Here is a 14,724-nt window from a genome sequence, read left to right as displayed (position 1 = left end):
TTATTATAATTCAATTTCTGTCGCATATATGCTTATTAAATATGTGTCAACAGGAATGTCTCCATTCCCAAAATAATAAATATTAAATTCATTAGTAAAATCAGAATGAGATACCATACCAATACCTGAATTATCTGGTTGCCAGTCTTCTCCACCTATTCTTATCCTAAGCTTATGGGCTGAGTTATTCTGACCTCTAATAATATATGCCCCTGGGGTATTTTTAATTTTTTCTAAACTTGAACTAATGAGGATTTTTTTTCCCTCTCTGTTAAATAGATGCCCCGTACCTATTATTTTATTACTTGTAATACGGTCATAAAAAACAGCCTCATTTATTTTAATCATTAATTTAAGTTCTTGTGCTTTAATAGTTGAGCTGAAAAAACCAGTAACAATCAGAAAAACAGAGACAATGAACTTAGGTATTGACGAATTATACTGATTCATTTGCACACTCCATTTAAAAAGCTAATCTGACCTTTGTTTTTATCGGGAAGAGAGTAAAAAACTGTACAAGTATCGGAGGGCTTATTCCCCCACGAAGCGATTAATTTTTGCACTCCTGACAATCCAGATACATATGCCTGACCATCTTCGCCAACAATAGATGTTGATTGGATTACTCCATCATTATTCTTAAGTGAAAGAACTGTGCCAAGAGCTAGTGGCTTTCCATTTGTTCTTGTAATTCTAATTAATGCATTAGTACCCACGCTTGTTTTATATACAGCTTTTACAATAGCACCTTCGGTAGGAACTACTTGAATATCAGTTTGCCTAATATCCGTATTTATTGGTAACGTTGTTGGATCTATAGATATGAAGTTATTCATATATGGAGTAAGATAACTGGATATTGTATAGCCTCTAAAATCGGTTCTAACACCTGGTAGGCCCAGAACTTTTGCCCCACTTACACCTTTAGCCTCTACCAGTGCAGCAGTATCCGATATACTCTGACCAAACGTAATTCCTGATGAATGAGCAATCACCCCACCAGAAACATTCATCCCAATATCACGATTTATTTCATTATGACTATAGTTTGCTCCTATCTCCCCATAAGTACCTCGCCAAGAAGCATTTAAAAATGTAGCCTTTTGATTTTTCGATTTATCTTCTATTTGCCCTCTTGCTTGCCATGTCAATTGGCTATTAAATGCCACACCAGTAATACCTAAATCATGATTCATATCATGCTTTGAAGAGGATGAGTTTTGATATGTAGCATACATTTCATGATTTGTAAGTTTTTGCAAAGGTACACTGAGTAGAAAACTGAATAAATCTTCATTTTCTTCACTAATCTTTGATGTACTTTTCGTATATGAAAGCGATAACGAAACACCATTTAAATTCTTCCCATAACTAGCAATTATTGATTTTTTACCTTCATGTTTCCAATATTTATCATAATTGTAGCTTAAGTTAACAGAACCCAGAGATCCTAATGCCTGACTTAATAACATAGAGGTTGTTGATTTCTTATTTTTATCGTAAAATTCATCATGCTCGCTACTATGAATTGCTTCAGAAAAAGTTCTATAATTTTTCGAATAATAGTAATGACTAGCCAAAGATACTTCGGTGTTTGTCTGAGCGATATTTTTATTGTATCTAATCCCATATGCATGACCATTTTCATTGGATGTATCAGTCTTCGAAACAGATGTTTTCCAGTCAAAAGACAGAGCACCATACTCACCAATATCTTTACTTGCGCCTATGGCATATGAATTATAAATATTTACCCATTGCACTCCACCAAATAAAGTAAACCCATAAGGCAGACCATATATATAAGTCCCTTCAAAAAAAACAGGATCGATATAATCATTGTTAACCTCCCTGTATCTACCAATAGTTACACTATATTTAGAATATCCATCAGGCAAAGATAATACAGGAGTTGAATATGGCACTGTATAGTTTTGGACCTGCCCATTTTTTTCATAAATGCTAACATCAAGAACCCCAACCCCAACACCAAGATCAGCAATTTGTTCTCTACCTATCTCGAATTGCCCGGGGGGGACTGAAGTAGAATATATCAAGTATCCATTTTGTCTTACTTCTACAGTCGCATTGGTTTTCGCAATACCACGTATTGTTGGATAATATGTTCTCTGTGAGAAAGGTATCATACTTTCATCTTTATTTAAAGAAAAGCCTCTAAATGGTACGCTATCGAATAAATCTGCACTGGTATATTTGTCCCCAACTGTTAGTTTGCTCTTTATTTTTTTTAAACCTCGCTCAGCATAAATATATGCTGATTCAAATTTTTTTTCGCTTGACAAGTTTTGCCAAGATGATAGATTCCTTAGCCGCCAGGGACCAAAATTAAAACCAGGTTGAATTTGACCAAAGTATGAATCTTCTCCTCCAACCTTAGAATGCAAATAATTAGCTCTGTAATTTAAAAGAAAAGCGTTAATGCCATCATCCCAGATATTTTCATCAGCAATTTCACTGTCTATTGGAGATAGAATTTTAGATGGTGCATTTAAAAGCAAACTTTGGTTAGCCGCGTTATAAGTATATTTAAGAGGAGAATGCTCTAAGAGAACGCATTGTTCATTATCAAACTGCAACCCATGAAGCTCCTGGATGGCGATCCCATACTTTATAAGTTTTTCTTTTGTTAAGCATGGTTCTAGAGTCTGAGTCATTGATTTGAAATACAACTCAGTAGTTTCTTTTAACTGATTATTCAAATATACATCAACAACATAATTACCAGGAAGCGTTTCAACACTTAGAAAAGATGCATTCTCACCGGGAGGAAGACTCAAACTTCCATAGTCGAAATTATATTGTCTGGAGAAAACATTTCCAGAGTGAAATACACTGGTTAAAACAAATAGAGTAATTGTGGTTTTCTTCATTTGTTTACACCTTAAACTAATAATCTCTTATAATTTCAGCGCCGTTATCATCCAAAATAGTCAAAGTTATTTTACTATGTACTCCACCAGGTAATTGAGCATATCCAAATGGCTCAATATATCCATTTGGAATATTAAAACTTAAATTACCAGATTTAATATTTGCAATATTCACATATGATGATGTTGGATTCTTTATAACTATACTATTTCCTTTTCTCTCTAACTTTAATTTATCTGCAATCTCCATTGTCGTTAAGTCTATAGTTTTAGGCCTATAAATTAATTTAATACAACTATTCGTAACCACATTCACATTAAGATTCGTAGTTATGTTGTTTTTATTATTGCTTTCATTATCATTTAGTGGTGGGACTCCTTTTACACACAACCAATACAAAGACTCCTCATTTTTATTGAATAGATTACTTGTTGGTATTACCTTCAATCTTGTTCGCGCATTACTTTCAACTTTCAAAATAGGTGGTGTTACAATAAATGGAGCTTTTGATGATTTATCATCATTATATACTTGAGTTTGAACAAGGATTGGATATTCTTTTTCATTCATAATCCAAAAACTTGTTGATGGAGCATCTTCTTTATAAATAACACGTGTAGTGCCCAATCTTAGGCCATAATATTTTTGTGTTAATAATGGTTGCTCAATTTTTTTACTTTCCGAAGAAGCAATTGGAAGGTAGCAAAAAAAGAAAAAGATAACAGTTCTACGTATACATTTATTCAAAATATACATAATCCCTCTTTAAGTTTTTGCATGGAAGCATAAAACCTATCTATTCAAAATAGATATTTTTAAAATAATAAAATTATCCAAATGCCCTCATATTGAGGGCATTTATAAAGTTTAAATTAAATTAGTTTTGATACTGCTGAACGTAGAAGGTCGCAGTGAAAGTACCTGCTGGCAGGGTCGATTTACCAAAGGTTGTGACAGGGACATTTAGCGTTTCTTGAGAGCTGGCAACTCGCCAACCTGCAAGCCCGTCAATTCCAGTATTTGCTTGGTCATTAATATTGGCTCCCTGAATACGCCCACGGAAAACAGGCTGTCCTTGTCCATCAACGAACGGGACAATGGCTACACCACCAGATACCGAAGCCCCTTTACCTGCAATAGATACTGAGTTATGTGGACCAGTAGCAGTAATGCTGAGAGTACCAACTTTCTGACCAGCAGCAACAGCAGGCCCTGTAAAGCCAGGATCCTGACTCCAGTTGGCTGATGTTGTATTCTGAGCTGCAATAGTAACCGCTGCCTGAACCTCTGCTTTGTTACCAACAAAGCCAGCTGCGTGGGCACTGCCACATGCAATTAAAGCAAGAACTGCTACTGCAGATGCTGATTTACGCATATTACAAAATCTCCAAAAATCAACTATTAGCATCCGCACAATTTATCTGTGCGGATGCTAATATACTCACGCCATTTTAAAAATTTAAGAAAAAAAACAAGGATCACTATTTTTTTATCTTTACACAACATCCCCATTAATAAGTGGATGATCCATTAATACTTTTTGTGGAATATCTAATATCCACATGTTTAAAAAATTTCATATCAACCCTTTATTTAAAAAGCATAAACAAAAAAACACATCCAAATAAAAATGTTTATGTTATTTATTGAGAGAATGGGTTGTCTGATCTTACCCAGCAAGAGTGGACATGCGACAAAGTGAGTAAACTCTCAAGAAAGAGGTGTCTCACATGACAAAAGCAGCATCAACCACCAAAAAGCCATGCAAGCAACATACGCCTGAATTTCGCGACGAAGCCTTGAAACTGGCTAACGCATTGGGATGGCTGCGGCTACCAGCGAGCTTAACCTGTATGAATCGCAGCTCTACAACTGGCGAAGCAAACAGCAAAATCAGCTCTCTTCTTCTGAACGCGAACAGGAGATGTCCGCAGAAATCGTCCGTCTGAAGCGTCAACTGGCAGAACGGGATGAGGAACTGACCATTCTCCAGAATGGTCGCGACATACTTCGCGAAACGCCTGAAATGAAGTATGTCTTCATCGAAAAACATCAGGCTGAGTTCAGTATCAAAGCCATATGCCGTGTACTTCAGGTTGCCCGTAACAGCTGGTACGTCCGGCGTCAGCAGTTCCGACTTGTCTGTGATAACGTCGTACGGGAGGCATTCAGTGACGCAAAACAGCGCTACGGTACGCCACGCCTGACGGATGAGCTTCGTGCTCAGGGACGGGTGTATAACATAAAAACCGTAGCGGCCAGCCTGCGCCGGCAGGTGCTGCGGGCGAAAGCTTCACGGAAGATCAGTCCAGTCAGTTACCGCGAACATGGTCTGCCAGTCCAGAGAATCTGCTGAAGCAGGGCTTTTACGCCAGTGGCCCGAATCAGAAATGGGTGGGTGACATCATGTATCTTCGCACCGGTGAAGACTGGCTTTATCTGGCCGTGGTTATTGACCTGTGGCCGCGGTCAGCCACTGGCTGGTCTATGTCCTCGCGGATGACGGCACAGTTTGCCTGCGATACATTACAGATAGCGCTGTGGCGGCGTAAAAGACCGGAAAAGTCATCATATATACAGACAGAGGCAGTAAGTACTGTTCAGCGGATTACCAGAGCTTACTGAAACGGCATAATCTTCGGGGCAGGATGAGCGCCAGAGGCTGTTGTTACGATAATGCCTGTGCGGAAAGCTTCTTCCACACGCTGAAGGTGGAATGTATTCATGGAGAGGACTTTGCCAGCCGGGAAATAATGCGGGCAGCAATGTTTAATTATATTGAGTGCGATTACAATCGCTGGCGTCGCCACAGTGCCTGTGGCGGTCTCAGTCCGGAACAATTTGAAAACCAGAACCGCGCTTAGGGTTGTATCCCTATTACGCGGGTAGGATCAGTTTACCCACGAAACAGTATTGGAGTCGCCAGTATTTTGAACCATTGGGGTTGATCAGCAGGTGCATACCCTGCCCATCTGTGAGTTTGAAAGGTTTGTCGGAGGGCTTGGTAGTCCTAACTTTGATATCGGTGAGAGCCATCAGTTGATATCTCCAGTGTTGGTACCAAAATCAATCGAACCGGGAATACCATCAGTTACACCATCATCGGTTGGTATATGTTCAAGGAATTGAGTAGACGTGAACAGACTAGGCTAAGTCAGAAACCTGCTTAACTTACTGTTTTTATCGACTAAAGTAGACGTTAGTAGACTTGAAAAAAGCTTTGTATGGTGCGAAGGCCGCACCGCGATTCTCGACGTAACCTATTGAAGTAAATAAGATTACAAAACAAGAGAACCGCTATATATACTCACATGTATACTCATGCGCGATTCTCTGAAAACGCAGTTAACTTAAAATCACGCCTCATCTTCTTCCACAGGTTCAAGCGCGTCAAGTCCCCTCCAGAACGGTGAACAACTCTCCATTTGACCTGCAAGCCATTCAGAACCCGTCAAAGATAAAATCGAGAGCATTTTTGATGGTTTGCCTGTGGGAACGAACGTCCATCACCTCATCACCAATCTGCGAAAGCCTGATACTCGCCATTTCGTGAGTCATCACCAGATAGTCATTACCTTCCACATTCAGAGTGGGCGTGAGGCGCTTAACTGGGTTATTTACCAATCTGCTCACAGGAAACAATGGGATAACCATGCGAGTATGCAGTTCATCAATAATATCGCTTTGCACATCAAGTAAATAAGGATAAGCCTTGCTGTTTCCTTTATTGCGATAAACCATGTATTGCATGATTAAAACGTCCTGTAATCGTCCGATAAAAGGCCGTGCTCATCAGTAATACGATTGAGCTCCTGCAAACCCGCTCTATTTTCTGCTTTCCAGCGTTCAACGCCTGTGGCACTGATTTCCTCTTTCAGCGCGGCGGTAAGCACCGCTGACAGATTAATACCTGCATCACGGGCTTGCTGAAGCAATGCAGGTTCCAGCGTGACACTGACTGTTTTTTTATGTCGTACACTCATACCCGGCATAGAGCCTCCTAAAATTACACGTGTAATAAACACATGTATCTAGTATGGGGAATATTTAAGCAAATGGCAATGAGAGGCGACTATCTCGGATAGCAACATCTTTGCCTGTCAGGTTTCCTTTAAACGGTTGTCAAGATCTACCATATCCGAATGACTCACTACACGACCAGCATCCACATCGGCAAGACCGGCCTGGATGCTCTGATGACGCCGTTCTCTTTCGGCCAGCATACTGGTCAATGCTTCCTTAATAATCCAGCTCTTAGAACGATCTAACTCAATTGCCAGATTTTCAACAGCAGCAGCCAACTCAACTGGAATCTGGGCGCTGATGGTCTGTTTAGCGGAAGAAGCCATAGGGATTACCTCGTTTAATAATACTTAATAACTCCTATTAAGATTAGTATAGAGGTGCCTATAAAAACATCACATCTTATTTCACAGGCAACATCCCCGGATAGTGTTTAGCCACGATATCATTCATCTTCTCCACCAGATCCAGACGCTTAAACGTGATATGCCCGCTGCCCTTCTGAAAATAGCGAATAGATATCTTTTCATCTTTATGCGGGTCACGGATACGCAGAGTTGGCGCGGCCCTTCGCCACACAAGCCCCGCAGACGGCAACCAGCGGCGAACGGTTCCGGCATGTAACTGGCAACCGGTTATCTCATTGATTTTTATTGCCAGAAGTTCTGTACTCCAGCGGGAACGCTGGTAGCCAAAATCACCGGGAGAGTGTTTTACCAGCTCACGTAACAGCGTGCAGATATGCTCAAACGGCCAGCGACGGGTACGCCCGGCAGATAATGATTTCAGACCTTCAATACCCGACAACGTGAACCAGTTAATCCAGCGACCGACGGAGGAACGGGCACAGCAGAGCGTTCTGGCAACGTCGCTGACGCAATCGCCCCGGTGCAGCATCAGCATGGCAGTCAGCCTGCGGGCATAATTTTTATCGTGCGTTTTATGGATAGCTTTCTACATCAGGCGTCGTTCGTCACGGGGAATTGGTGCTATGATCGGCATCGCTCAGTCCGGTTGGTGATTTGTGATTTTTGGCGATTGATCAGATCGCACAATCCGGGCTGAGTTCCCTCAAAGTGATCTACTATTTGGCGCAGCTATTTAGGTTTTACAAGTAAGGACATGCCGTCACCGTCAACAAGTGAATACTCTTTATCCTCAGGTTTCGCAGAACGAACTTTAGTATCCGTTAGGTCATGATAGACCTCCTTCGATTGGTATCTCGTGAGTATACAAGCAATATAGAATCGGAAAATATACTCATTAGTATACTCACAAGCTTGTTGATGTGGGTTGAGTTAGATTGACTTCAGTTGAAGGAAAAATCGTGGAAGGCCTTGTATAGCGCGGATTTCAGACATAAAAAAGACCTCAGCTGAGGTCCATTTACATGCTTTTGGTGCCGAAGGCCGGACTCGAACCGGCACGTATTTCTACGGTTGATTTTGAATCAACTGCGTCTACCGATTTCGCCACTTCGGCACTGAAGAGGTATGCGGAAAACGTTGTGGATTATACCTGTCATACGCCGCCATGCAAGCACGAGCATACACCTGTATCGCTAAGTGCTGAAAATTTCAGCAGCGTTGAGGATTAAATAGAATAATCAGGCTACTTCCCGCCTTCTCCAGCAGATTAACGCCGGGCGTCCCTTGCCTCCATGCTCTACACTTTTCAGTTCAACACCACATTAAGGGAAGCACAATGACGATAATAAAAAGCTACGCCGCCAAAGAGGCGGGCGGCGAACTCGAACTCTATGAATATGACGCGGGAGAACTCCAACCGGAAGATGTCGAGGTACGGGTCGACTACTGCGGGATCTGCCATTCCGATCTGTCAATGATCGACAATGAATGGGGGTTCTCTCAATACCCTCTGGTTGCCGGACATGAGGTCATCGGTCGGGTGGCCGCACTCGGTAGCGCGGCACAGGATAAGGGACTAAAAGTCGGCCAGCGCGTTGGAATCGGCTGGACGGCGCGCAGCTGCGGACACTGCGATGCCTGTATCAGCGGCAATCAAATTAACTGCCTGGAAGGGGCAGTGCCCACTATCCTCAATCGTGGCGGTTTTGCCGAGAAGCTTCGCGCGGGCTGGCAGTGGGTAATTCCTCTTCCGGAGAATATGGATATGGCGTCCGCAGGCCCGCTGTTATGTGGCGGCATTACGGTCTTTAAACCGCTACTGATGCACCATATTACTGCTACCAGCCGCGTTGGCGTCATCGGTATTGGCGGGCTTGGGCATATCGCCATAAAGCTGTTACATGCAATGGGCTGCGAAGTCACCGCGTTCAGCTCCAATCCATCGAAAGAGCAGGAAGTGCTGGCGATGGGTGCCAATAACGTGGTGAACAGCCGCGATCCGGAAGCGTTAAAAGCACTGGCGGGCCAGTTCGATCTCATTATTAACACGGTCAACGTCGATCTCGACTGGCAGCCCTACTTCGAAGCGCTGACGTATGGCGGCAACTTCCATACCGTTGGGGCCGTATTGAAGCCGCTGCCCGTACCGGCGTTTACATTAATTGCCGGCGATCGCAGTATCTCAGGCTCGGCAACCGGAACGCCATATGAACTTCGCAAACTGATGAAATTCGCCGGACGCAGCAAAGTCGCGCCCACCACGGAACTGTTCGCGATGTCACAAATCAACGAGGCTATCCAGCACGTTCGCGACGGCAAAGCCCGCTATCGTGTAGTGCTAAAAGCTGACTTCTGACCGCCTGACTCAGCGCTTTGACAATGATCAGGAAGCGCTGAGTGCCTGACGAAAAGCCTGTACAGCCTGTCGGCACTGCTCCGTCACGTGCTCGATGTCATGATTAACATCGATACGCGCAATATCATGTTCATCGGCACACGGTCGCTCCAGCGCGTCAAACTGACTTTGCAGCAGGTCTGGCGGCATAAAATGCCCGGCACGACGCTGCATTCGCTGCAGAATGGTAGCGTAATCGCCATCCAGCCACAGGAAATGTACGTTAGGGCTGCTCTTACGTAAAATATCGCGGTACTGTTTTTTTAATGACGAGCAGACAATAAATCCCGTCTCATTTTTTTTATAAAGACTGTATGAAGCGTCATTTAATCGTTCCAGCCAGGGTAAGCGGTCTTCATCAGTTAACGGTATTCCCTGAGACATTTTATCAATGTTTTTCGCCGGATGGAGATCATCGCCGTCAATAAACTTCGCAGAAAATAATGTTGCAATTTTGCTGCCTATTAAAGACTTACCACTACCTGAAACACCCATTAAAATATAGCTTTCCCCGGCCATTTAAATACCTCTGAGTCATATTCCACTCCACAATATTACGCCTCTACGTTCGACAATTTCACGTTTTTTAATTTCCATAGAGAAGAACTCTAAGGCACATCACGTTATGCGTAACATTGTAGTGTAACAATTTTCCAGCGTGACGTAAGTCACAAATAATGACAAATAAAACCGCTTAAATGCGTTCAGGGTAACTACCTGACCAGTGAGGAATTTATGGAAGTAAAAACTCAATCCTGCGTTGTTGCGGGTAAGCGTGCTGTTGCCGTTACGGAACAAAATATTGAATGGAATAATAAAGGAACACTCGTACAAATTACCCGTGGCGGCATTTGTGGGTCTGACTTACATTATTATCAGGAAGGCAAAGTCGGCAATTTTACAGTAAAAGCGCCAATGATTTTAGGTCATGAAGTGATTGGCAAAATCGTTCATAGCGACTCAGATTTATTACGTGAAGGACAACCGGTAGCGATTAATCCATCGAAGCCTTGTGGTCATTGCAAATACTGTCTGCAGCATGAAGAAAACCACTGTACTGAAATGCGTTTCTTTGGCAGCGCCATGTATTTTCCGCATGTCGATGGCGGTTTTACCCGATTTAAAGCTGTCGATACCGCTCAGTGCATTCCCTGGCCGGAACAGGCGGACGAAAAAGCCATGGCCTTTGCCGAACCGCTGGCGGTTGCCATTCATGCGGCTCATGAGGCGGGCGATCTGCAGGGCAAACGCGTCTTTATCTCCGGCGTTGGCCCTATCGGCTGCCTGATTGTTAGCGCGGTAAAAACGCTGGGCGCGGCGGAAGTGGTATGTGCCGATATCAGCGCCCGTTCTCTCTCGCTGGCCCGGCAGATGGGCGCGGATACGCTGGTGAATCCACAGCATGATTCTCTCGATGGCTGGAAAGCAGAAAAAGGGTATTTCGATATCAGTTTTGAAGTCTCTGGGCATCCTTCCTCAATCTCAACGTGTCTGGAAGTCACACGGGCCAAAGGCGTGATGGTGCAGGTTGGCATGGGCGGCGCAGTCCCCAACTTCCCGATGATGATGGTAATAAGCAAAGAGATCTCCCTGAAAGGCTCTTTCCGCTTTACTACCGAATTTAATACTGCGGTTTCCTGGCTTGCCAACCGCGTTATCAATCCGCTGCCGTTACTGAGCGCGGAATATCCATTTACCGACCTGGAAGCGGCGCTGATCTTTGCCGGAGACAAAACACAGGCGGCAAAAGTTCAGCTCGTTTTCTGAGAAAGTAAAATAAGGGACACTATCATGAACAATCTTTTTTCACTGGCAGGTAAAAATATCCTTATCACCGGAGCCGCTCAGGGAATTGGTTATTTGCTGGCGACCGGTCTTGGTCGCTATGGCGCGCGCATTATTGTTAACGATATTACCCCGGAGCGCTCCGACACAGCCGTGACGAAACTTCAGCAGGAAGGGATAAAGGCTATTGCCGCTCCCTTTAATGTCACCCATAAACAGGATATTGAAGCTGCGGTTGAACATATCGAAAAAGATATCGGCGTCATTGACGTCCTGATAAATAACGCCGGTATCCAGCGCCGTCATCCGTTTACTGAGTTTCCCGAGCAGGAGTGGAATGACGTCATCGCCGTAAATCAGACCGCGGTTTTTCTCGTCTCTCAGGCCGTTACGCGCCGTATGGTGGCGCGTCAGGCAGGAAAAGTGATCAACATCTGTTCGATGCAAAGCGAGCTGGGCCGCGACACGATTACGCCATACGCCGCGTCGAAGGGTGCCGTGAAGATGCTGACTCGCGGCATGTGCGTGGAGCTGGCGCGTCATAATATCCAGGTCAACGGTATTGCGCCGGGATACTTCAAAACGGAGATGACCAAAGCGTTGGTTGAAGATGAAGCCTTCACCTCCTGGCTATGCAAACGTACACCTGCCGCACGCTGGGGCGATCCTCAGGAGCTTATTGGCGCAGCGGTGTTTCTCTCGTCAAAAGCCTCCGACTTTGTTAACGGACATCTGCTGTTTGTCGATGGCGGTATGCTGGTTGCCGTCTGACCAGGGAAATACGACGCAGCGCGTAAGCGCTGCTATTTTGGCGCTAATAAGAGAGACGAATATGCCATTAATAATTATTGCGGCAGGCGTTGCGCTGCTGTTGGTCTTAATGATTGGCTTTAAAGTTAACGGCTTTATCGCCCTTGTTCTAGTTGCCGCCGTGGTGGGATTTGCCGAAGGAATGGGCGCGCAAGACGTCCTGCACTCCATACAAAACGGAATTGGCGGTACTCTGGGCGGACTCGCCATGATCCTCGGTTTTGGCGCGATGCTGGGAAGATTAATTTCCGACACCGGCGCAGCGCAGCGCATTGCGACGACGCTCATTAATACGTTCGGCAAAAAACGCGTGCAATGGGCGCTGGTGATCACCGGGCTTATCGTCGGCCTGGCAATGTTTTTTGAAGTCGGATTCGTACTGCTGTTGCCGCTCGTTTTTACGATTGTGGCCTCATCGGGACTGCCATTGCTGTATGTCGGGGTTCCAATGGTCGCCGCCTTATCCGTTACGCACTGCTTCCTGCCGCCGCATCCCGGCCCTACCGCTATTGCGACAATTTTTGAGGCAAATCTCGGTACGACCCTGCTGTATGGGTTAATCATTACCATACCGACCGTGATTGTTGCCGGCCCTCTGTTTTCAAAATTGCTGGCGCGCTTTGAGAAAGCGCCGCCTGAAGGATTATTTAATCCTCACCTATTCAGTGAAGAGGAGATGCCGTCATTCTGGAACAGTATTTTTGCCGCCGTGATCCCGGTCATTCTGATGGCCATCGCAGCGGTATGTGAAATCACGCTGCCAAAAACGAATGCCGTGCGGGTTTTCTTCGAATTTATTGGTAATCCAGCAGTGGCGTTGTTTATTGCCATTATCATCGCCATTTTTACGCTGGGCCGACGCAATGGACGTACGGTTGAGCAGGTGATGGATATCGTCGGCGAGTCCATTGGCGCTATTGCGATGATTGTTTTTATCATCGCGGGCGGCGGCGCGTTTAAGCAAGTGCTGGTGGATAGCGGCGTGGGCCAATATATCTCGCAATTAATGACCGGCACCTCGCTATCTCCGTTATTAATGTGCTGGACGGTAGCCGCCGTGCTGCGTATTGCGTTAGGTTCCGCGACCGTGGCCGCGATAACCACAGCGGGCGTCGTATTGCCGATTATTAACGTAACCCACGCCGATCCGGCGTTAATGGTACTGGCGACAGGCGCGGGAAGCGTTATTGCATCACATGTTAACGATCCCGGTTTTTGGCTGTTTAAAGGGTATTTTAATCTTAGCGTCGGGGAAACCCTACGCACCTGGACCGTTATGGAAACATTGATTTCTGTCATGGGGTTGCTGGGCGTACTGGCGCTGAATGCGGTTCTGCATTAATTCATCATCCGCAGCCCAATTAACCATGGGGGCGACGTTCCCGCCCCCGGTACTGGAGAAAACATGAGGAATCACAGAATTTCTTTGCAGGATATCGCTACGCTTGCTGGCGTGACAAAAATGACGGTGAGCCGTTACATCCGCTCGCCGAAAAAAGTCGCCAGGGAAACCGGCGAGCGTATTACGCAGATCATGGAGGAAATTAACTACATACCAAATCGCGCGCCAGCTATGCTGTTAAACGCGCAAAGTTACACTCTGGGCGTGCTGATCCCCTCTTTCCAGAACCAGTTGTTTGCCGACATTCTTGCCGGGATTGAATCCGTAACGTCGGGTCATAACTACCAAACTCTCATTGCGAATTACAATTACAATCGCGATTCGGAAGAAGAGTCCGTTATCAATTTACTGTCTTACAATATCGACGGCATTATTCTTTCAGAAAAATATCATACCCTCAGAACCGTCAAATTCCTGCGCTCAGCTACCCTTCCGATTGTAGAACTCATGGACATCCGGGGTGATCGCTTAGATATGGAGGTGGGGTTTGATAACCGTCAGGCCGCCTTTGATATGGTCAGCACCATGCTGGATAAACGCCAGCGGCGAAAAATCCTCTATCTGGGTTCAAAAGACGATATCCGAGATGAGCAGCGTTATCACGGCTACTGCGATGCGATGACGCGCCGGGGGCTGGCGCCGTTGCGCATCAATCCACGCGCTATCTCCTCTATCCATCTGGGGATACAGCTAATGCGTGATGCGCTTACTGCGCACCCGGACGTGGATGGCGTCTTTTGTACAAATGACGATATCGCAATGGGCGCTCTACTGTGGTGCCGCGAGCGTCAACTGGCCGTACCGGAGCAGATCTCCATCGCCGGCTTCCACGGTCTGGAGATGGGCAGGCAAATGATACCGAGCCTCGCCAGCGTAATTACCCCTCGTTTTGAGATCGGGCGCAGAGCCGCGCAGATGTTGCTCAACAAAATTAAAAATAACGATCTCAACCATAATACGATTGATTTGGGTTATCAGATTTATCACGGCAGCACGTTATAAATTTTTTGATCTACTTTTTCCCGCAGCTTGCCTGAGCTTAACGCGTA

Annotated in this window: 13 protein-coding genes, 1 tRNA gene and 4 pseudogenes; 6 read left to right on the top strand and 12 right to left on the bottom strand. The window is 45.1% G+C overall.

Annotation, left to right across the window (positions count from 1 at the left end):
- Positions 1-3: 3 nt before the first annotated feature.
- The 4 genes from sefD to sefA form a co-directional block, all read right to left on the bottom strand.
- Positions 4-450 carry an SEF18 fimbria major subunit SefD gene (gene sefD / locus N7E69_RS11380; RefSeq protein ID WP_001077813.1) on the bottom strand — a complete coding sequence of 149 codons (447 nt, stop codon included), beginning with the start codon at positions 448-450 and terminating at the stop codon, positions 4-6.
- Entirely contained in the window at positions 447-2,891 is a 2,445-nt protein-coding gene (gene sefC / locus N7E69_RS11375) for an SEF14/SEF18 fimbria usher protein SefC (RefSeq protein ID WP_000753927.1), read from the bottom strand. The genes sefD and sefC overlap by 4 nt, the downstream gene beginning before the upstream one ends.
- Before the next feature lie 16 nt (positions 2,892-2,907).
- Positions 2,908-3,648, bottom strand: coding sequence for an SEF14/SEF18 fimbria chaperone SefB (gene sefB, locus N7E69_RS11370; protein WP_001575372.1), 741 nt, complete (start codon positions 3,646-3,648; stop codon positions 2,908-2,910).
- A 121-nt stretch (positions 3,649-3,769) separates the two neighbouring features.
- Positions 3,770-4,267, bottom strand: a complete 498-nt coding sequence (gene sefA, locus N7E69_RS11365) for an SEF14 fimbria major subunit SefA (RefSeq protein ID WP_001231942.1) — start codon at positions 4,265-4,267, stop codon at positions 3,770-3,772.
- A 355-nt stretch (positions 4,268-4,622) separates the two neighbouring features.
- On the opposite strand from sefA, the pseudogene N7E69_RS11360 reads away from it, so the two are divergent.
- A pseudogene (locus tag N7E69_RS11360) lies at positions 4,623-5,756 on the top strand (IS3 family transposase).
- A gap of 31 nt (positions 5,757-5,787) precedes the next feature.
- Here the strand turns inward: N7E69_RS11360 and N7E69_RS11355 are convergent.
- The 7 genes and pseudogenes from N7E69_RS11355 to N7E69_RS11325 form a co-directional block, all read right to left on the bottom strand.
- A pseudogene (locus tag N7E69_RS11355) lies at positions 5,788-5,928 on the bottom strand (Arm DNA-binding domain-containing protein); the annotation flags it as partial.
- Between the two features lie 405 nt (positions 5,929-6,333).
- Complete coding sequence (locus tag N7E69_RS11350) at positions 6,334-6,642, bottom strand: CcdB family protein (RefSeq protein ID WP_001199743.1); 309 nt, start codon at positions 6,640-6,642, stop codon at positions 6,334-6,336.
- A 2-nt stretch (positions 6,643-6,644) separates the two neighbouring features.
- Positions 6,645-6,884: a type II toxin-antitoxin system CcdA family antitoxin gene (locus tag N7E69_RS11345; RefSeq protein ID WP_001118105.1), complete on the bottom strand. Its 240-nt coding sequence runs from the start codon at positions 6,882-6,884 to the stop codon at positions 6,645-6,647.
- Positions 6,885-6,992: 108 nt separating this feature from the next.
- Positions 6,993-7,241 carry a CopG family ribbon-helix-helix protein gene (locus N7E69_RS11340; protein WP_000168389.1) on the bottom strand — a complete coding sequence of 83 codons (249 nt, stop codon included), beginning with the start codon at positions 7,239-7,241 and terminating at the stop codon, positions 6,993-6,995.
- Positions 7,242-7,317: 76 nt separating this feature from the next.
- Positions 7,318-7,440: pseudogene (locus N7E69_RS11335) on the bottom strand (DUF4942 domain-containing protein); the annotation flags it as partial.
- Positions 7,432-7,863: pseudogene (locus N7E69_RS11330) on the bottom strand (helix-turn-helix domain-containing protein); the annotation flags it as partial. The pseudogenes N7E69_RS11330 and N7E69_RS11335, both read right to left, overlap by 9 nt.
- A 449-nt stretch (positions 7,864-8,312) precedes the next feature.
- Positions 8,313-8,397, bottom strand: a tRNA-Leu gene (locus N7E69_RS11325).
- A gap of 222 nt (positions 8,398-8,619) precedes the next feature.
- Here N7E69_RS11325 and N7E69_RS11320 point away from each other — a divergent pair.
- Entirely contained in the window at positions 8,620-9,639 is a 1,020-nt protein-coding gene (locus N7E69_RS11320) for an NAD(P)-dependent alcohol dehydrogenase (protein ID WP_000152558.1), read from the top strand.
- Positions 9,640-9,666: 27 nt separating this feature from the next.
- Here N7E69_RS11320 and idnK read toward each other — a convergent pair whose 3' ends face one another.
- Positions 9,667-10,197: a gluconokinase gene (gene idnK, locus N7E69_RS11315; RefSeq protein ID WP_000896758.1), complete on the bottom strand. Its 531-nt coding sequence runs from the start codon at positions 10,195-10,197 to the stop codon at positions 9,667-9,669.
- A gap of 216 nt (positions 10,198-10,413) precedes the next feature.
- Between idnK and idnD the strand changes: the two genes are divergently transcribed.
- From idnD to N7E69_RS11295, 4 genes are all read left to right on the top strand, one after another.
- On the top strand, positions 10,414-11,445 hold the full coding sequence (gene idnD / locus N7E69_RS11310) for an L-idonate 5-dehydrogenase (RefSeq protein WP_000453348.1): 1,032 nt from the start codon (positions 10,414-10,416) through the stop codon (positions 11,443-11,445).
- A 24-nt stretch (positions 11,446-11,469) separates the two neighbouring features.
- Positions 11,470-12,234 carry a gluconate 5-dehydrogenase gene (gene idnO / locus N7E69_RS11305; protein WP_001061034.1) on the top strand — a complete coding sequence of 255 codons (765 nt, stop codon included), beginning with the start codon at positions 11,470-11,472 and terminating at the stop codon, positions 12,232-12,234.
- A gap of 61 nt (positions 12,235-12,295) precedes the next feature.
- Positions 12,296-13,615 carry a gnt-II system L-idonate transporter gene (gene idnT / locus N7E69_RS11300; RefSeq protein ID WP_001128356.1) on the top strand — a complete coding sequence of 440 codons (1,320 nt, stop codon included), beginning with the start codon at positions 12,296-12,298 and terminating at the stop codon, positions 13,613-13,615.
- Positions 13,616-13,678: 63 nt separating this feature from the next.
- The gene (locus tag N7E69_RS11295) at positions 13,679-14,677 is read left to right on the top strand and encodes a LacI family DNA-binding transcriptional regulator (RefSeq protein ID WP_108610910.1); all 999 of its coding nucleotides are present in this window, start codon (positions 13,679-13,681) and stop codon (positions 14,675-14,677) included.
- Positions 14,678-14,724: the final 47 nt, after the last annotated feature.

The sequence above is a fragment of the Salmonella sp. 3C genome (genome assembly GCF_025426275.1).
GTDB classification, from domain to species: domain Bacteria; phylum Pseudomonadota; class Gammaproteobacteria; order Enterobacterales; family Enterobacteriaceae; genus Salmonella; species Salmonella enterica.
Note: the sequence above shows the minus strand (reverse complement) of the source record. Positions and strands in the feature narration are given on the sequence as shown.